This window comes from Paralcaligenes ginsengisoli, from assembly GCF_054781135.1.
Genome location: NZ_BAAGUZ010000033.1, coordinates 164,028 through 182,187 on the forward strand (window position 1 = coordinate 164,028; position 18,160 = coordinate 182,187).

At 59.2% G+C, this 18,160-nt stretch carries 17 protein-coding genes; 14 read left to right on the top strand and 3 right to left on the bottom strand.

The window, feature by feature from the left end:
• Positions 1-5: 5 nt before the first annotated feature.
• The 3 genes from gph to ompA all read right to left on the bottom strand — a co-directional run bounded on the left by gph (position 6) and on the right by ompA (position 2,097).
• A complete protein-coding gene (gene gph, locus ACYVIS_RS17005) occupies positions 6-674 on the bottom strand; it encodes a phosphoglycolate phosphatase (RefSeq protein ID WP_460874547.1) in 669 nt (222 codons plus the stop codon).
• Between the two features lie 32 nt (positions 675-706).
• The gene (gene ubiG / locus ACYVIS_RS17010; RefSeq protein WP_232743536.1) at positions 707-1,444 is read right to left on the bottom strand and encodes a bifunctional 2-polyprenyl-6-hydroxyphenol methylase/3-demethylubiquinol 3-O-methyltransferase UbiG; all 738 of its coding nucleotides are present in this window, start codon (positions 1,442-1,444) and stop codon (positions 707-709) included.
• Positions 1,445-1,515: 71 nt separating this feature from the next.
• On the bottom strand, positions 1,516-2,097 hold the full coding sequence (gene ompA / locus ACYVIS_RS17015; protein WP_232743535.1) for an outer membrane protein OmpA: 582 nt from the start codon (positions 2,095-2,097) through the stop codon (positions 1,516-1,518).
• Between the two features lie 419 nt (positions 2,098-2,516).
• On the opposite strand from ompA, the gene gyrA reads away from it, so the two are divergent.
• The 14 genes from gyrA to ACYVIS_RS17085 all read left to right on the top strand — a co-directional run bounded on the left by gyrA (position 2,517) and on the right by ACYVIS_RS17085 (position 18,077).
• Entirely contained in the window at positions 2,517-5,204 is a 2,688-nt protein-coding gene (gyrA, locus tag ACYVIS_RS17020) for a DNA gyrase subunit A (RefSeq protein WP_460874548.1), read from the top strand.
• Positions 5,204-6,331, top strand: coding sequence for a 3-phosphoserine/phosphohydroxythreonine transaminase (gene serC / locus ACYVIS_RS17025; protein ID WP_232743533.1), 1,128 nt, complete (start codon positions 5,204-5,206; stop codon positions 6,329-6,331). Before gyrA ends, serC begins: the two co-directional genes overlap by 1 nt.
• Entirely contained in the window at positions 6,324-7,409 is a 1,086-nt protein-coding gene (pheA, locus tag ACYVIS_RS17030; protein ID WP_232743532.1) for a prephenate dehydratase, read from the top strand. Before serC ends, pheA begins: the two co-directional genes overlap by 8 nt.
• 13 nt (positions 7,410-7,422) lie before the next feature.
• Positions 7,423-8,562 carry a histidinol-phosphate transaminase gene (gene hisC, locus ACYVIS_RS17035; RefSeq protein WP_460874549.1) on the top strand — a complete coding sequence of 380 codons (1,140 nt, stop codon included), beginning with the start codon at positions 7,423-7,425 and terminating at the stop codon, positions 8,560-8,562.
• A complete protein-coding gene (locus tag ACYVIS_RS17040) occupies positions 8,559-9,461 on the top strand; it encodes a prephenate dehydrogenase (protein WP_232743530.1) in 903 nt (300 codons plus the stop codon). The genes hisC and ACYVIS_RS17040 overlap by 4 nt, the downstream gene beginning before the upstream one ends.
• Positions 9,458-10,780 (top strand): 3-phosphoshikimate 1-carboxyvinyltransferase, encoded by a 1,323-nt coding sequence (gene aroA / locus ACYVIS_RS17045; RefSeq protein ID WP_460874550.1) that lies wholly within the window; start codon positions 9,458-9,460, stop codon positions 10,778-10,780. Before ACYVIS_RS17040 ends, aroA begins: the two co-directional genes overlap by 4 nt.
• A 34-nt stretch (positions 10,781-10,814) precedes the next feature.
• The gene (gene cmk / locus ACYVIS_RS17050; RefSeq protein ID WP_460874551.1) at positions 10,815-11,498 is read left to right on the top strand and encodes a (d)CMP kinase; all 684 of its coding nucleotides are present in this window, start codon (positions 10,815-10,817) and stop codon (positions 11,496-11,498) included.
• A 145-nt stretch (positions 11,499-11,643) separates the two neighbouring features.
• Positions 11,644-13,359: a 30S ribosomal protein S1 gene (rpsA, locus tag ACYVIS_RS17055; RefSeq protein WP_232743527.1), complete on the top strand. Its 1,716-nt coding sequence runs from the start codon at positions 11,644-11,646 to the stop codon at positions 13,357-13,359.
• 5 nt (positions 13,360-13,364) lie between these two features.
• Positions 13,365-13,721: an integration host factor subunit beta gene (locus ACYVIS_RS17060; RefSeq protein WP_232743526.1), complete on the top strand. Its 357-nt coding sequence runs from the start codon at positions 13,365-13,367 to the stop codon at positions 13,719-13,721.
• 241 nt (positions 13,722-13,962) lie between these two features.
• The gene (locus ACYVIS_RS17065; RefSeq protein ID WP_460874552.1) at positions 13,963-14,286 is read left to right on the top strand and encodes a LapA family protein; all 324 of its coding nucleotides are present in this window, start codon (positions 13,963-13,965) and stop codon (positions 14,284-14,286) included.
• Between the two features lie 23 nt (positions 14,287-14,309).
• A complete protein-coding gene (gene lapB, locus ACYVIS_RS17070; RefSeq protein WP_460874553.1) occupies positions 14,310-15,527 on the top strand; it encodes a lipopolysaccharide assembly protein LapB in 1,218 nt (405 codons plus the stop codon).
• Entirely contained in the window at positions 15,524-16,453 is a 930-nt protein-coding gene (gene rfaE1, locus ACYVIS_RS17075; protein ID WP_460874554.1) for a D-glycero-beta-D-manno-heptose-7-phosphate kinase, read from the top strand. Before lapB ends, rfaE1 begins: the two co-directional genes overlap by 4 nt.
• On the top strand, positions 16,450-17,445 hold the full coding sequence (gene rfaD / locus ACYVIS_RS17080) for an ADP-glyceromanno-heptose 6-epimerase (protein ID WP_460874555.1): 996 nt from the start codon (positions 16,450-16,452) through the stop codon (positions 17,443-17,445). The genes rfaE1 and rfaD overlap by 4 nt, the downstream gene beginning before the upstream one ends.
• 152 nt (positions 17,446-17,597) lie before the next feature.
• Complete coding sequence (locus ACYVIS_RS17085; RefSeq protein WP_460874556.1) at positions 17,598-18,077, top strand: ComEA family DNA-binding protein; 480 nt, start codon at positions 17,598-17,600, stop codon at positions 18,075-18,077.
• The last annotated feature ends 83 nt before the right edge of the window (positions 18,078-18,160 follow it).

The following is an 18,160-nucleotide window of genomic DNA, read 5'->3' on the forward strand; positions in this document are numbered from 1 at the left end:
GTTACTTACCGGGCGCCGGCCAGGCGCTGGATTGCCGGCCAGAGGTCTTGCGGCGTATGGGCGATTTCGTCGGCATTCCACGTGTCTATGACAGGGTTGCCCCCGCAGTAACCGTAAGCCGCTGCAATAGTGGCCATGCCGGCCGCCTTGCCGGCCATGATGTCGCGTTCGTCGTCGCCTACGTATAAACATTGCGTCGTTGAATAGCCGGCCTGTTCCGCTGCGAACAGCAGTGGGGCCGGGTGCGGTTTGGTGTGGGCGGTGGTGTCTCCGCCCACCGTTACGGCGCAGTCCTGTTGCAGGCCCAGGTGCTGCACCAGGGGAAATGCCAGATACTCCACTTTGTTGGTGACAATGCCCCAGGCATAGCCGTGCTGCTTCAGTGTGCTCAACAGGGCCGAAATGCCGGGAAACAGGACGGTCAGCGAGGTCATGTCCTGTTCGTAGTCGTCGAGGAATTGCTGCCGGTGGCGCTCGTAGTCGGGGTGGCCGGGATCCATGTCCAGGCCGACCTTGAGCAGGCCGCGCGCGCCTTGCGAGGCCATGGGGCGCAGGGCTTCGTAGGGCAGCGCAGGCAGTCCCTGGCGCGTGCGCTGTTTATTGGCGGCAGCCGCCAGATCAGGGGCGGTGTCGGCCAGGGTGCCGTCGAAATCAAATAAAACCAGCGTATTCATAGTATTTCGGTGTGTTTTAAAAGGCGTGCCGATTATGCATCGCGTCGGGTGGCGAGCAGGTAATTGACCGATGTGTCGCCCGACAGCTTGTAGCGATCGGTAATCGGGTTGTATTCCATGCCCGCAAGCTGGAGCGTATTAAGGCGCGCCTGGCGGGCGGCAGAGGCCAGCTCGCTGGGTTTGATGAAGTTTTCGTAGCTGTGCGTGCCGCGCGGCAATAGGCGCAACAGGTATTCGGCTCCGATAATGGCAAACAGGAAGGACTTGGGGTTGCGATTGAGCGTGGAAAAGAACACCCAGCCGCCCGGCTTGACCAACTTGGCGCAGGCCTGAATGATCGATGCCGGATCCGGCACGTGTTCGAGCATTTCCATGCAGGTGACGATATCGAATTGACTGGGCTGTTCCTCGGCGAATTGTTCGGCGCTGATGGCCTTGTAATCGACCGCCACGCCCGATTCGAGCCCATGCAGCTTGGCCACTTTGAGCGATTTTTCGGCCAGATCGATGCCGGTTACCTGGGCGCCGGCGACAGCCATGCTCTCGGCCAGTATCCCACCGCCGCAGCCCACGTCGAGCACTTTTTTACCGTTCAGCATGCCCGAGTGTTCTTGTATCCAGCCGAGCCGCAAGGGATTGATGGCATGCAGCGGCTTGAATTCGCTTTCAGGATCCCACCAGCGCGAGGCCAGCGCGCTGAATTTGTCGATTTCAGCCTGGTCGACGTTGGCTGTTTTGGCTTGGGTAGGAGGGGACACGGTAGCAGTCATGATCAGGGGCGCCGGAATGAATAAAGGCCCCGCATTGCGGGGCCTTTATTGTAGCGGTTTCGCAGTAAATATTATTTGCGGGTACCGACGATTTCGATTTCAACGCGACGGTTTTTAGCACGGCCTTCGCGAGTCTTGTTGCTGGCAACAGGATTCGTTTTGCCTTTACCTTCGGCGTAGATATGATTGGCGTCGATGCCTTTGCTGACCAGATACGACTTAACGGCGTTGGCACGACGCTGAGACAGTTTCAGGTTGTACGCTGCGGAGCCGATCGAGTCGGTGTAGCCGGTTGCGATAAGCGTTTCAAGGTTGACCGTGTTGGCTTGTGCGGCAACTTGGTCAAGCATTTGGCGCCCAGCTGGTTTCAGCGTGGCTTTGTCAAAGTCGAAGAAGGCGTCGGCGTTCAGGACGACTTTGGTCGAGGTAGGAGCTACCACCGCAGGAGCTTGAGCAACAGGTACGCCGTCGCAACCAGCAATACCGGTAGCAGGTGTCCAGAAGTTGTCGCGCCAGCACAGTTCTCTCGTGCCGTTTTTCCATACGTCGCCAAACGGATTACGCCAGTTATCGACAGTTTGCGCGGATACTGCACTGGAAGCCGAAACGGCTGCAAGGGCAAGCGCTAGTGCGAGTTTGGAGGGTTTGTTCATGTTTCTCCTCGTTGAGCTTAATGCTGGTAAGTGACCGCAGCGAACCCCCGCCGCATATCAAGAAAACGTAGCCAGTATAGCAACGCTGTGAAGTGGATCAAAGAATTGCGCTGGGTTTCATGCGTGTTAGGGCGAATCTTACGGCATTTCAGTGCTGTTAGTTAAGTGTGTTTTGCGCATATGGCTCAGATATTCGGATTTCCACGCGATCTTGTTCAATATTGTTGGTTTTTGGCAACAACGGGCAAAGTTTAAAGTGGTTTCTCAAGTTGTAGAGGGGAGTGCGCTGCGGCTGGCTGAAATGGACAGGGCCTGGCGGGTGCCTGGGTATCGCCAGCGAGCCTTATGGGTGGAAGTGCTAGAATTTCCCATTCGCCCGTAATGGCCCACCTTCACGATTTCACGTATTTAGACTATCTATGGATTCCTTCGCCAAGGAGACCCTTCCAATTTCGTTGGAAGAGGAAATGCGCCGCAGCTATCTCGATTACGCCATGAGCGTAATTGTCGGGCGCGCTTTGCCAGACGTTCGGGATGGCCTTAAACCCGTGCACAGGCGCGTGCTGTTCGCGATGCACGAACTCAATAACGACTGGAACCGGGCTTACAAGAAATCGGCGCGTATTGTCGGCGACGTGATCGGTAAATATCACCCTCACGGCGATTCGGCGGTCTATGACACTATAGTGCGCATGGCCCAGGATTTCTCGCTGCGTTACATGCTGGTCGACGGCCAGGGCAATTTCGGCTCGATCGATGGCGATAATCCCGCGGCGATGCGTTACACCGAAATCCGCCTGGCCAAGATCGCCCACGAATTATTGGCTGATATAGATCAGGAAACCGTCGATTTCGGCGCCAACTACGACGGCAGCGAGCAGGAACCTTTGCTTTTGCCTTCCCGTTTGCCCAATCTGCTGGTCAATGGCAGTTCGGGGATAGCGGTCGGGATGGCCACCAATATTCCCCCGCACAATCTGTCCGAAGTGATCGACGGCTGCTTGTACTGCCTGCGCAATCCGCACTGCACGATCGACGAACTGATCGAGCTGATTCCGGCTCCCGATTTCCCCACCGGCGCCATTATTTACGGTATGTCGGGTGTGCGCGAAGGCTATCGCACAGGGCGCGGGCGGGTCATCATGCGCGCCAAAACCCATTTTGAAGACATGGAAAAGGGCCATCGCCAGGCGATCATCGTCGACGAGATCCCCTATCAGGTCAACAAGAAGTCCCTGCAGGAGCGCATTGCCGAGCTGGTCAACGAAAAGAAGATCGAAGGCATTTCCGATATCCGCGACGAATCCGACAAAGACGGCATGCGCCTGGTCATCGAGCTCAAGCGCGGCGAAGTTCCCGAAGTCATTCTGAACAACCTGTATAAAAATACACAGCTTCAGGACACTTTCGGCATGAATATGGTGGCTTTGGTCGACGGCCAGCCGCGCCTGCTGAACCTCAAGCAGATGGTGGAATATTTCCTGTCGCATCGCCGCGAAGTGGTTACGCGGCGCACAGTGTTCCAGCTGCGCAAGGCGCGCGAGCGCGGCCACGTGCTCGAAGGGCTGGCAGTGGCCCTGGCCAATATCGACGACTTCATTGCAATTATCAAGGCGGCGCCCACGCCGCCCGTGGCGCGTCAGGACTTGATGGCTCGCAGTTGGGATTCCTCGCTGGTGCGCGAAATGCTGGCCCGGGCCGACGATGGCACGACGCCGGGCGGCCGCGCGGCCTATCGCCCGGAAACCCTGCCCGAGGGGTTCGGCCTGCAGGGCGACGGCTTGTACCGCCTGAGCGATACCCAGGCGCAGGAAATCCTGAATATGCGCCTGCAGCGCCTGACCGGCCTGGAGCAGGACAAGATCGTCGGCGAATATAAAGAGATCATGGCAACCATCGCCGATTTGCTGGATATCCTGGCGCGGCCGGAACGCATTACCACCATAATCAGCGATGAGCTTACGGCGATCAGGGCCGAGTTTTCCACCAATGCCAAAGACGTCCGGCGTTCCCAGATCGAACATAACGCCACCGAGCTCGATACCGAAGATCTGATTACTCCCATGGACATGGTGGTGACCCTGTCGCAGACTGGCTATATCAAGAGCCAGCCGCTGTCGGAATACCGCTCGCAAAAACGCGGCGGCCGTGGCAAGCAGGCAACCGCCATGAAGGAAAACGACTGGGTGGATCAGTTGTTCATCGCGAACACGCACGATTACCTGCTGTGCTTTTCGGATCGGGGGCGAGTGTACTGGCTCAAGGTCTGGGAGGTGCCGCAAGGCACGCGCGGCTCGCGCGGCCGGCCTATCGTCAATATGTTCCCGCTGGTCGACGGCGAAAAAATCACCGTGGTGCTGGCCGTCAAGGAATTCAGCGACGACCACTACGTCTTCATGGCGACTTCGCGCGGCACGGTCAAAAAGACGCCGCTGTCGGATTTCTCCAATCCACGCAAGGCGGGCATTATCGCCGTAGCGCTCGATGACGGCGACTTCCTGATCGGCGCCGACCTGACCGATGGCGAACACGATGTGATGTTGTTCTCCGATTCCGGCAAGGCCGTGCGTTTCGACGAAAACGATGTGCGCCCCATGGGCCGTACGGCGCGAGGCGTGCGCGGCATGACGCTCGAGGATGGCCAGGCGGTCATTTCCCTGCTGGTTGCCCTCGATGAAACCCAAAGTGTGCTGACAGCCACCGAAAATGGCTTCGGCAAGCGGACTTCAATTCTCGAATACACGCGCCACGGCCGTGGCACCAAAGGCATGATCGCCATTCAAACCAGTGCCCGCAATGGCAAAGTGGTGGGCGCCGTGCTGGTGCGTCCGTCCGACGAAATCATGCTGATCACCACCGCTGGGGTGCTGGTTCGCACCCGGGTTTCGGAAATCCGTGAAATGGGCCGCGCCACGCAAGGCGTTACTCTCATCAACGTCGACGAGAACAGCACCTTGTCGGGCGTGCGCCGCGTGGTTGAAAGCGATGCCGACGATGTCGAACTCGATGGCGATGCGGACGAGTCTTCTGATGTCGGCGCGATCGATTCCGATGACGGCCCGGCGACGCCGGACATTGATAATGGCAGCGCGGAGGATGATTCGTAATGCGCCCGTGGAATTTTTCGGCAGGCCCGTCGGCTTTGCCGCTTGAAGTATTGCAGCAGGCTGCGGCCGAAATGACGGATTGGCACGGCAGCGGAATGTCGGTCATGGAAATGAGCCACCGCGGCAAGCAGTTCACGCAAATCCGCGATGAAGCCGAAGCGGACCTGCGCGAATTGCTGGCCGTGCCCGACGACTATGCCGTGATGTTCATGCAGGGCGGGGCGACGGCTGAAAATGCCATCTTGCCGCTGAATCTTATCGGCCGGGGTGGCGCGCTCAAGGCCGATTACGTCCTGTCCGGCATCTGGTCCAACAAATCGCACAAGGAAGCGCAGCGCTACGGCGACATCGCCGTAGCGGCGTCAAGCGGCAGCGCGGTACAGGTCGATGGACGGGAACAGGAGCCCTGGACCTGGTTTCCCGATCCGGGACAATGGCGTGTGCGCCCGGATGCGGCTTATCTGCACCTGTGCAGCAACGAAACCATAGGCGGGGTCGAGTTCGCGCAGTGGCCCGATACGGCCCAACTGGGTGCGGCCAATGTGCCGTTGGTGGTCGATGCATCGTCGCATTTTCTGTCCCGCCCGATCGATTTTTCCAAGGCTGGGCTGATATATGCCGGCGCGCAGAAAAATGCTGGGCCGGCGGGAGTTACCGTCGTACTGGCGCGGCCCGACCTGATCGGCCATGCGCTGCCCGTATGCCCTTCGGCGTTCGATTATGCCAATGTGGCCGGCTCCCAATCCATGTTCAATACGCCGCCTACCTATGCCATTTATATTGCCGGGCTGGTGTTCAAATGGATCAAGCGCCAGGGCGGCGTTGCGGCCATGGAGCGCGCCAATATTGCCAAATCCCAGGCCTTGTATGCCTTTCTGGACAGCTCCGGTTTTTATATGGCCAAGGTCCAGGCCAAAGCCCGCTCGCGCATGAATGCGCCGTTTTTCCTGCGTGACGAATCGCTTAACGGCGAGTTCCTGGTCCAGGCGGAAGCGGCCGGCCTGATGCAGCTGAAAGGGCACAAAAGCGTCGGCGGCATGCGTGCCTCCATTTACAATGCCGTGCCTCTGGAAGGGGTTCAGGCTCTGATTACTTTCATGCGGGAATTCGAGCGGCGACATGGATGATTCTTTACTAGCCCGGTTGCGTCCGATACGCGAACGCATCGATGCCCTGGATGAGCAGATTCTTGATCTGCTCAATCAGCGCGCCAAGGCCGCACTCGAAGTCGGCGAGGTCAAACAGGCTTTCGATTCCGCGGGGCCGGTGCTCAAGCCGGAGCGCGAAGCGATGGTGATACGCCGCCTGCAGGCCCTCAACAAGGGGCCGTTTACCGAGCAGGCGGTCGAAGCGGTGTGGAGCCAGGTCATTTCCACTTGCCGCGGCCTGGAAAGCACGCTGACTGTGGCTTATCTGGGCCCGCAGGGTTCGTTTTCCGAACAGGCGGCGCTCGAGCATTTCGGGCATGCCATTACGCCATTGCGCTGCAATTCCTTCGACGAGGTGTTTCGTGCCGTCGAGGCAGGCCAGGCCAACGCGGGCATGGTGCCGGTCGAGAATTCCACCGAAGGCGCCGTGAATCGCACGCTCGATCTGCTGCTCAATTCGCCGCTCAAGGTGCTGGGCGAACGATCGATCAATATTCATCATTGCCTGATGACCCAGTCGGGCACGCTCGACGGCGTCAAGCGCGTCATGGCGCACCCGCAGGCGCTTGCACAGTGCCAGTCGTGGTTGACGCAAAATCATCCCGAGCTGGAACGCGACGCGGCCTCGAGCAATGCCGAGGCGGCCCGCGTGGCCGCCCAGGACCCCGGCGTTGCCGCCATTGCCGGCACTACGGCCGCTTCGGCATGGAATTTGCAAGTAGTGGCCTCGGGCATCCAGGACGATCCGCAGAATCGGACCCGTTTCCTGGCTGTGGGCGCGATTGAAACCCTGCCCAGCGGGCACGACAAGACCAGCGTGATTCTGGCAGTGCCCAATCGCGCCGGTGCCGTGTACGAAATGCTTGCGCCTTTGGCCAATAACGGTGTGTCGATGACGCGCCTGGAATCGCGGCCGGCCCGCACCGGGCAGTGGGAATATTATTTTTATGTCGACCTGCTGGGGCACCGCGATGAGCCGTCAGTCGCGCAGGCCTTGGCGGATCTCAAGAAACAAGTCGCTTTTTTCAAGGTGCTGGGCTCTTATCCCACCCAGTAAGGAATCTGCTCGCATGACTACGAACGATATCAAGAAGGGCGCCGACGGCGCCCAGGTGCCGGACTATATCCTGGGCATTGCTCCTTATCAGGCGGGCAAGCCGATCGAGGAACTGGCCCGCGAGTTCAATCTCGATGTTGCCAATATCGTCAAGCTGGCTTCGAACGAAAACCCGCTGGGCCTGCCGACGTCGGTGCAATTGGCCATGATTTCGGCATCGAGCTCATTGGCGCGGTATCCCGATCCCAATGGTTTCGATCTGAAGTCGGCCTTGGCCAAACGCTACGATATTCCGGCGGACTGGCTTACTTTGGGCAATGGCTCGAACGATCTGCTCGAATTGGCTTCGCTGGCGTTTTTATCGCCGGGTACGGCCTGCGTCTATGCCCAGCATGCTTTTGCCGTGTATCGCCTGGCCACCCAGGCGCGCGGCGCGCGTCACATCATGGTGCCCGCGCGCGAATACGGTCACGATCTGGATGCCATGTTTGCGGCCATCGACGTCGATACGCGGCTGGTGTTCATCGCCAATCCCAATAACCCGACCGGCACATTCTTGCCGCAAGCAAAGGTTGCCGCGTTTTTGAAACAGGTCCATGACCGTCATGGCGACCGTGTCACTGTTTTGCTGGACGAAGCCTACAACGAGTACCTCGATCCCGAGCTGCGTTTCGACAGTTCGAGCTGGGTGCGGCAGTTTTCCAATCTGATTGTGACGCGTACCTTTTCCAAGGCTTATGGCTTGGCGGGATTGCGGGTTGGATTTGCGATGGCGCAGCCCCGGCTTACCGATTTGCTCAATCGCGTGCGCCAGCCTTTCAATGTAAATAGCCTGGCCCAGGCGGCTGCCACGGCGGCGCTGGAAGATACCGCTTTCTTGAAGCAGGCTTACGATATCAACAAGGCGGGCAAGAAAACGCTTTGCGAGGCCTTCGACAAGTTGAAGTTGAATTATGTGCCCAGCTACGGGAATTTTGTGCTGGTGCATGTCGGCGACGCGGCGCGCATCAATCTCGAGCTGCTCAAGCGCGGCGTGATTGTGCGCCCCGTTGCGGGCGACGGCTTGCCCGAATGGCTGCGTGTGTCGATAGGCCTGCCTAAAGAAAATGCGCGTTTCATCGAAGCGCTGACCCAGATTCTTGCGGAGCGATGACTACCGGGCCCCAGACGCCAGCCTCTCCCCGAGTGGGTGTGCTGGCTGTGATCGGAGTGGGTCTGATAGGCGGCTCTTTTGCGGCTGCGCTGCGCCAGCGGCAGGCGGTCGGACATATTCTCGGTGTCGGGCGCGCTGCGCATTCTTTGGCGCGCGCCAGGCAACTGGGATTGATCGACGAAGTGGCCAGCATCAGGCAGGCCGCCGAGCAGGCCGATGTGATCATGCTGGCCGCTCCAGTTGGGGCAAGCGGCAAGATACTGGCTGAAATAGAACCCTATCTCCGTGACGATACCCTCATTACCGATGTCGGCAGCACCAAAGCGAATGTAGTGGAGGCGGCCCGTGTCGCCCTGGGTGAACGGGTAGGCCAATTTGTGCCTGGCCACCCCATTGCCGGAGCTGAAAAGACCGGCCCGGAAGCCGCCGATGCCGCTCTTTATCAGGGCCGTACAGTGGTATTGACTCCGCTGGCTGAAAATTCCGCCGCGGCAAAGCTGTACCTGACCCAGTTGTGGGAGCGCTGTGGGGCGCGGGTCATCTGCATGGAGCCCGAGGCGCATGATGTCGTGCTGGCGTCGGTCAGCCATGTTCCGCATTTTCTGTCTTCGGTTTTCATGGGGCAGGTTGCCGCGGCGCATGACTCCGATGTGCGGCTTGGCCTGGCGGGTAGCGGGTTCCGTGACTTTACGCGCATCGCGGCGGGTTCGCCTGAAATGTGGCGCGATATTTTTCTGGCCAATCGGGACGCCGTGCTTTCCGAATTGCAGGAGGTCAGGGCGGCATTGCGGCAGGCCGAAGATGCCTTGCAGCGCGAAGATGCGGCGGCTTTGCATGATTTTCTTGAACGGGCAGCGCTGGCGCGCCGCTTTTGGGGCAGCAGGAGCGGTTTGTCATGACGGGTGTATCCAGCTTGCGTTTGTCTCCGGTGAGTGCGGCACGGGGCGTAGTGGCCTTGCCCGGATCCAAAAGCATTTCCAATCGCGTGCTCTTGCTGGCGGCTCTTGCCCAAGGCACCACCCGGCTTGAAGGCCTGCTCGACTCCGACGACACTCGTGTGATGCTGGCGGCTTTGCGCCAGTTGGGCGTGCAGGTCCGCAGCCTGGGGCCTACCGAGGTCGAAATTCAAGGCGGTTCGCCATTTGCAGTGCGGCACGGCGCTTTGTTCCTGGGTAATGCCGGGACAGCGTTTCGTCCCTTGACCGCCGCGCTGGCCATGATGGGTGGCGATTATCAGTTGTCGGGTGTGCCGCGCATGCATGAGCGCCCCATAGGCGATCTGGTCGAGGCCTTGAATGCGTTGGGGGCGCAGGTGCGGTATTTGGGCGCGTCCGGTTATCCGCCTTTGTCGATAGCTCCCGGATCAATACAGGCGGAACGGGGAATACGGGTCAAAGGGTCGGTGTCCAGCCAATTCCTGACCGCCTTGCTGATGGCCGCGCCGATTCATACCGGTGCGGGACGGGATCCCCTGACTATCGAGGTGGAGGGCGAACTGATTTCCAAACCCTACATTCTGATTACCCTGAACCTGATGGCGCGTTTTGGCGTTACGGTGCAGCGCGAGGGCTGGCAGCGTTTTACCATTCCCGCGGGGTCCATATACCGTTCGCCCGGAACCCTGGCCATTGAAGGCGACGCCTCTTCGGCCTCTTATTTCATGGCCCTGGGTGCGATCGGCGGAGGTCCCGTTCAGATTCAAGGAGTAGGCTCCGACAGCATCCAGGGCGATATTGCGTTTGCCGATACGATAGAAGCCATGGGCGCCCAGGTCACGCGGCGCGCGGCCTCCATTGAGGTGAGCGGCGTACAAGTTGCGCGCGGCGGCAAACTCAAGGCGTTTGACCTGGATTTCAATCTGATTCCCGATGCCGCCATGACGGCCGCTACCCTGGCCTTGTATGCCGACGGGCCTTGCACATTGCGCAATATCGGCAGTTGGCGGGTCAAGGAAACCGATCGCATTCACGCCATGCATACCGAATTGGGCAAGCTGGGCGCACGAGTCGAATCAGGGCCGGACTGGATTCGGGTTCATCCCGTGGCGGCATCGCAATGGCAGCCTGCGTCGATTGCCACCTACGATGACCATCGCATGGCCATGTGTTTTTCCCTGGCATCGTTCGGGCCTGTTGCGGTGACGATTCTCGATCCCGATTGCGTCAGCAAGACTTTCCCGGATTATTTTTCGGTGTTTCGAAATTTGGTGCGAGCCTGATATCGGGGCTCTGGGCTGGCGTGGCTCCCTGGACATGACAATGACTGATTTTTCGACGATTCCGGTAATTACCATCGATGGCCCCACTGCTTCCGGCAAGGGTACGATTGCTCATCGGGTTGCGCAGGCCCTGGGCTGGTCGGTACTCGATAGCGGCGCACTGTATCGACTGACCGCCCTGGCTGCGCTGGACCAGGGCATCGATCCTGCGGACGAACAGGCTGTCGCCCGTGCGGCCGGCCATCTCGATGTCCGCTTCAATGGCGAGCAGGTGTGGCTGGCCGGCCGCGATGTGGCGCCCCTGATACGCGAGGAACGGGTCGGCAATCTGGCTTCCCAGATAGCGGCGTACGGTTCCGTTCGGCAGGCATTGCTTACGCGTCAGCAGGCGTTTCGCCAGCCGCCAGGGCTGGTGGCTGACGGGCGCGACATGGGTACGGTGGTCTTCCCGGATGCCGCTTTAAAGATTTTTTTGGTGGCCGATGTTGCGGCGCGGGCTGAAAGACGCTGTAAGCAGTTGAAGGGAAAGGGATTTTCTGCTAACCTTGCGAACCTGATGCAGGATATGCGTGCGCGCGATGAGCGCGACCGCAATCGGGCGAATGCGCCGCTGAAAGCGGCGCCAGACGCCAAAACAATCGATTCGTCCGAGCTTTCCATCGACGAAACGGTTAAAGCGGTACTCGACCATTGGTCGAGCCTGGGTACTCAAGCGTAAAGCCTGCCGGGGTGGAAACCCACGGGGGCTTGGCAGATCAAAAACCTGCAAGGTTATGATTAGCTTGAGATTTTTTCACTCCACTGGGGCAGGCATTGCCTTGGTGTGTTTTTAACGGCCATCCCGGCTACATGGATTTAACTTAATGTCTTCCATTTCAACCACTGCTGCCTCGGGCGGCGAAAGCTTTGCCGATTTATTTGCTGAAAGTATCAAAAACCAGGACATGAAGTCTGGTGAGGTCATTTCGGCGGAAGTCGTGCGTATCGATCACAATTTTGTCGTGGTCAACGCCGGCCTGAAATCCGAAGCACTGATTCCTCTTGAAGAATTCCTGAACGATCAGGGCGAACTCGAAGTCCAGGCGGGCGATTTCGTCTCCGTCGCCATTGATTCGCTCGAAAACGGCTATGGCGACACCATCCTGTCGCGCGACCGTGCAAAACGTCTGTCGGCCTGGCTGCAACTCGAACAAGCCCTCGAGTCCGGCGAAATGGTTACCGGCACGATTACCGGCAAAGTCAAAGGCGGCCTGACCGTCATGACCAATGGCATCCGCGCCTTCCTGCCCGGTTCGCTGGTCGATCTGCGTCCTGTCAAGGACACTACGCCCTACGAGGGCAAGACCATGGAATTCAAAGTGATCAAGCTCGATCGCAAGCGCAATAACGTTGTGCTGTCGCGTCGCTCGGTCCTTGAAGCCAGCATGGGCGAAGAGCGCCAGAAACTGCTCGAAACACTCAGCGAAGGCTCGGTGGTCAAGGGCGTGGTCAAGAATATTACCGATTACGGCGCGTTCGTCGATCTCGGCGGCATCGATGGCCTGCTGCACATTACCGATATGGCATGGCGTCGTGTGCGTCATCCTTCCGAAGTGCTGCAGGTGGGCCAGGAAGTCGAAGCCAAAGTGCTCAAGTTCGACCAGGAGAAAAGCCGTGTTTCCCTGGGCGTCAAGCAGTTGGGCGAAGACCCTTGGGTCGGCCTGGCACGTCGCTATCCGCAAGGCACCCGCCTGTTCGGCAAGGTCACCAACCTGACCGACTACGGCGCGTTCGTTGAAGTCGAAGCCGGCATTGAAGGCCTGGTGCACGTTTCCGAAATGGACTGGACCAACAAGAACGTCGATCCGCGCAAAGTGGTTACATTGGGCGAAGAAGTCGAAGTCATGGTCCTCGAAATCGACGAAGACCGTCGCCGTATTTCCCTGGGCATGAAGCAGTGCCGCGCCAATCCGTGGGAAGAGTTCTCCATCAACTTCAAACGCGGCGACAAGGTTCGCGGCGCGATCAAGTCCATCACCGACTTCGGCGTGTTTGTCGGCCTGCCCGGCGGCATCGATGGCCTGGTTCACCTGTCCGATTTGTCCTGGACCGAAACCGGCGAAGAAGCCGTGCGCAACTTCAAGAAGGGCGACGAAATCGACGCCGTGGTGCTTGGCATCGATACCGACAAGGAACGTATTTCCCTGGGCATCAAACAGCTCGAAGGCGATCCGTTCAACAACTTCGTGGCCACCTACGACAAAGGCGCAGTGGTTCCTGGCGTGATCAAATCGGTCGAAGCCAAGGGTGCCGTCGTAACGTTGTCGGTTGATGTCGAGGGCTACTTGCGTGCCTCCGAAATCTCCGCCGGCCGTGTCGAAGACGCCACCACCGTACTGAAGGCCGGTGAAAACGTCGAAACCATGATTGTCAACATCGATCGCAAGGCGCGCTCGATTCAGTTGTCGGTCAAGGCTCGCGATAACGCCGAAACCGCCGATACCATCCAGCGTATGTCGGAAGCCAGCGCTTCGTCGGGCACCACCAATCTTGGCGCCTTGCTTAAAGCCAAGCTCGACCAGCAACGCGACGACGGTTAATTGGTGTGACTAAGTCTGAACTGATCGCGATACTCGCGAGCCGTTATCCGCAATTGGCAGCACGCGATACGGATTACGCCGTCAAAACGGTTCTCGATGCCATGACCCAGGCTTTGGCCAGCGGTCAGCGCATCGAGATCCGCGGCTTCGGCAGTTTTTCCTTGTCAGAGCGTTCACCGCGTATAGGCCGCAACCCCAAGTCGGGCGAAAAAGTGCTGGTGCCAGGTAAACAGGTGCCTCACTTCAAAGCCGGCAAAGAGCTGCGCGAGCGGGTCGATTCGGCTTTTGACGAAGAGGTCAAGGCTGCCGGCGAGTCCGTCTTCAATATGGGACAGTTCGACACGCGCATGATGCACGGATAGGCCAGACTGCCCGCAGGGCATAAGCCGATCGCTGTTCAATGCGTTATTCAGTACCATCAAACAGGCCCTTCCAAGGGCCTGTTTGATTTTCAGCAAGATCTGCGGGGCTTTTGTGTTCCTGGGGCCCAGATCAGGCCGGACCATCGATGCCGGACGGGCTTCAAATTCTTTTGCGCCGATTGAGGTCTGCGAATCGATTCCCCTTACAATTACCCATTGCTGGTTTATTGGAGTTCCCGTTATGCGCTACCTGGTATGGATATTGCGATTATTGGTTTTCATCCTGGTCCTGTTGTTTGCCCTCAAGAACACCGGGCCGGTCGATGTCAGTTTTTATGCCGGCCATGTCGTAACGGGGGTGCCGCTTATCGTTGTGATGCTGGTGGTATTCGTTTTGGGCGTTTTGTTTGGATTGCTGGTGGCAGCCCCGTCGCTCGTACGTCGGCGCCGCGAAGTCAAAAAGCTCAAGCGCGATCTGGATCGCTTGCACGACCGGCTCAGGCAACCCGTGGTTCACAACGACGCCGTGGTTCCTGAAACGGTCGCTCCATTGGCGCCGTTATAAATCCATAGCAGAGGTCGACTAGAGTGGATTTTGAACCGTGGTGGCTAATTTTCGTGCCGATCCTCTTCGCCCTGGGCTGGATCGCGGCACGCGTCGACATTCGGCAAATGCTTTCCGAAACGCGCAATTTACCCGATTCCTATTTCAAGGGCCTTAACTTCCTGCTCAACGAAGAGCCCGATCGCGCGATCGATGCATTTGTCGAAGTGGCCAAGCTCGATCCGGAAACGACCGAGCTGCATTTTGCGCTCGGCAGCCTGTTTCGGCGGCGCGGCGAAATGGAGCGCGCCATCCGGGTCCATCAAAGCCTGCTGTCCAGGGCCGATTTGCCCCAGGAAGACCGCGAGCACGCGCAACATGAAATTGCCCAGGATTTTCTCAAGGCGGGCATGCTCGATCGTGCCGAACAGGCTTTTGAAATCGTCCAGGAGTCGCGCTTTGCCATTCCGGCCGTGCGTGCCCTGATCCGCATTTACGAATCCGAGCACGACTGGCCGCGCGCCATCGATGCGGTCAAGCGTTTGCGAGCCCTGATCGACGAGCCGGTGCCGCAGCTCGTGCACTATCAATGCGAACGCGCTCAGTCGGCCATGGCGGCCAAGCCCCCCGACATCCAGGCTGCCAACGAAGCGCTCGACGCCGCAGACAATGCAGCCAGGGCTTTGCTCGGCCAAACCCAGGGGCAGGCTTCCGAAGCCCGGATAGCCATGTTGCGGGCCAGCCTGGCCAGGCTGACTCAAAACCCCGAGCGTGAACGTGTTTATCTTGAGTCGGTGCTGACCATCGCCCCCGAGTATGCCAGCCTGGTTGCGGCCGACATACTACAGCTGTATCGAACCGCGGGGCGCCAGGTCGAGGGCTTGAAGGTGCTTAAAAATCATTACATGCGGCACCCGTCGCTGGATATGTTCAATGTGGTGTTTCGAGAACTCCGGTCTCAGGAAGGGTACACCCCCGCCTGGACGTTTGCGCGCGAGGCGCTGCGCGCCCATCCTTCGTTGCTGGGGCTGGATCGCCTGCTCGAGGCCGAGCTGGCCAGCTCCGATACGCCAGCTGAGGCCGGCGCGTCACTGGGCTCGGACCTGGGTTTGCTCCGTTCGCTCATACACAAGCATACCCAGCGTCTGGATCGCTATTCGTGCAAAGTGTGCGGTTTCGAAGCCCGGCATTTTTATTGGCAGTGCCCGGGATGCAATTCCTGGGAAACTTATGAACCTCGCCGCCTCGAGGAGTTGAAATGATGTCTTTCCCTCTGGATGCTGTAAGCCGGGTCAAGGTACTGGTGGTGGGCGATATCATGCTCGATCGTTACTGGTTCGGCGAGGTCGAGCGTATCTCGCCCGAGGCGCCGGTTCCGGTGGTAAAGGTTGCCCGGCGCGAAGATCGCCTGGGCGGTGCCGCGAATGTGGCGCGCAATATTGTGGCCTTGGGTGCGCAGGCCACGCTGCTGGGTGTGGTCGGGGTCGATGAGGCCGGCCAGAAAGTCCGCGAGCTGTCGACGGAATCGGGCATTGCCGCGCGCCTGGTCGAAGACCAGACCTTGCACACGACGCTTAAAATGCGTGTATTGGGGCGCCAGCAACAGTTGCTGCGCATCGATTTTGAACAACTGCCAGGCAACGCCAGCCTGGCGCGTATCGAGGCCGAGGTATCGGCCCTGGTTGCCAAGCACGATATGCTGGTGCTTTCCGACTATGCCAAGGGCGTGCTGGGCCAGGTCGAGGCCTTGATCCAGATTGCGCGCCGGGCCGGGGTGCCGGTCATGGTTGATCCCAAGGGCCACTTATACCGACGCTATCGCGGCGCAACGATGGTCACGCCCAACCGGGCCGAAATGCAGGATGCGGTGGGGCGCTGGCAAACCGAAGATGAATTGGCCGAGCGTGCGCAGGCTCTGCGTGTCGAGCTCGATCTCGAGGCTTTGCTGGTTACCCGGTCCGAGCAGGGCATGACCCTGTTTACTCAAAGCGGGCGCGATCATACCGATGCCCAGGCCCATGAAGTGTTCGATGTATCGGGGGCTGGAGACACCGTGCTAGCAACCCTGGCGGTGACTCGTGCGGCGGGCCTGGCCTGGCCTGATGCGGTGCAGTGGGCGAACCGCGCCGGCGGTATCGTGGTCGGCAAACTTGGAACATCGGTGGTTACGGCAGGAGAACTGGCATGATTATTGTGACGGGGGGCGCCGGCTTTATCGGCAGCAATCTGGTGGCGGGCCTGAACCGCCGCGGCTATACCGACATCATGGTGGTCGACGACCTTACCGAAGGCGACAAATTCATCAATCTGGTCGATGGCAAGATTGCCGATTACCTGCATAAAGACGATTTCCGCCAACGGGTGGCACGCAAGCAATTCGCCAATATCGAGGCGGTGATTCATCAAGGGGCGTGTTCCGACACTACCGAGCGCAATGGTCATTACATGCTCGACAACAATTATCGGGTAACGCTTGAGCTGTTCGAGTATTGCCAGGCGCACAAGGTTCCGTTTTTATATGCGTCGTCGGCCGCTGTGTATGGGGCGGGTCCGGTATATGCGGAAAATCCGGTGCACGAATCGCCGCTCAATGTGTACGGCTATTCAAAATACTTGTTCGATCAGGTTCTGCGGCGCCATCTGTCCGAACTGGCTGCCCCGGTCGTCGGTTTGCGTTACTTCAACGTTTACGGTCCCAACGAGCAGCACAAAGACCGCATGGCGTCGGTGGCGTTTCACAACATGAACCAATTCAGGGCGGAAGGGCATGTGCGCCTGTTTGGCGGCTGGGATGGCTACGCCAACGGAGGGCAGTTGCGCGACTTCGTTTTTGTCGACGACGTCGTCGACGTCAACCTGCATTTTCTCGACCACTCTCAAAAGTCGGGCATTTTCAATTGCGGAACCGGGCGCGCCCAGCCTTTCAACGATGTGGCCCGTACCGTCGTCAATACCCTGCGGGCCGAAGCCGATCTGCCGGAGCTCTCCTTGCAGGAACTGGTCGACCAGCAATTGATACGCTACATTCCTTTTCCCGACGATTTGAAGGGTCGTTATCAAAGCCACACCGAGGCCGATATGACGCAGTTGCGTTCGGCCGGCTACAAGGCGCCGTTTCGCGACGTAGAGACGGGAGTGGCGGCCTACGTGCGGCGCTTGCTGGAGCAGGGCCGCCTTTAGGTTCCGTCGCAGGCCTCGGCGTTTTGCCAGAGGTAGGTTTACGCATGGATGTATTGATGTGCCGGACCTATCTCCTGGTCGGCAAGTATTCGATTATGGAGCTTATGGAAATGTTCGATTTCCATATTCTTTTCATTTTTCGGAGGCTAGCCATGAACCCGTTTACCGAATCCACCGTAGCTCGTCCGCTCAACCCCGGCACTTCCCGGCAGGCGGGCCATGCCTCAAGTCGGCATGCGCAAAAAAGACGTTCCTTTTGGCGGCCCGCGTGGGGCGCCCTGGGGCTGGCGACCGGCCTGACCCTCTCCGCCACGGCGCTCGCGGTCGACGTCAACGTAGCGACCCAGGCGCAGTTGCAAGAGGTGCGAGGCATAGGTCCGAAGACCGCGCAAATCATTCTTGAAGAACGTGCGCGCGGCGGCAAATACGAGTCGTTCGACGATCTGGCTGTGCGCGTCAAAGGCATAGGCCCCAAAAAGGCGGCTACCTTGCAGGCTTCCGGCCTGACAGTAGGGGCCGGGGCGCTGCCATCTTCTTCGCCGGCCGCGTCGCCCGGCACGGCTGCGCTGGCGGCGCCTCGCAGCGCTTCGGCCAAGCCCAAGTCCAGTGCGCCCGGAAGGCCAGCCAGATAAGTGCCGGTACCTCTATGCCGTCGGTACTGGCACGTATCGCGATGGCATGGGTTGCGGCCCTTGCGTATGGTTCGCATATCGCC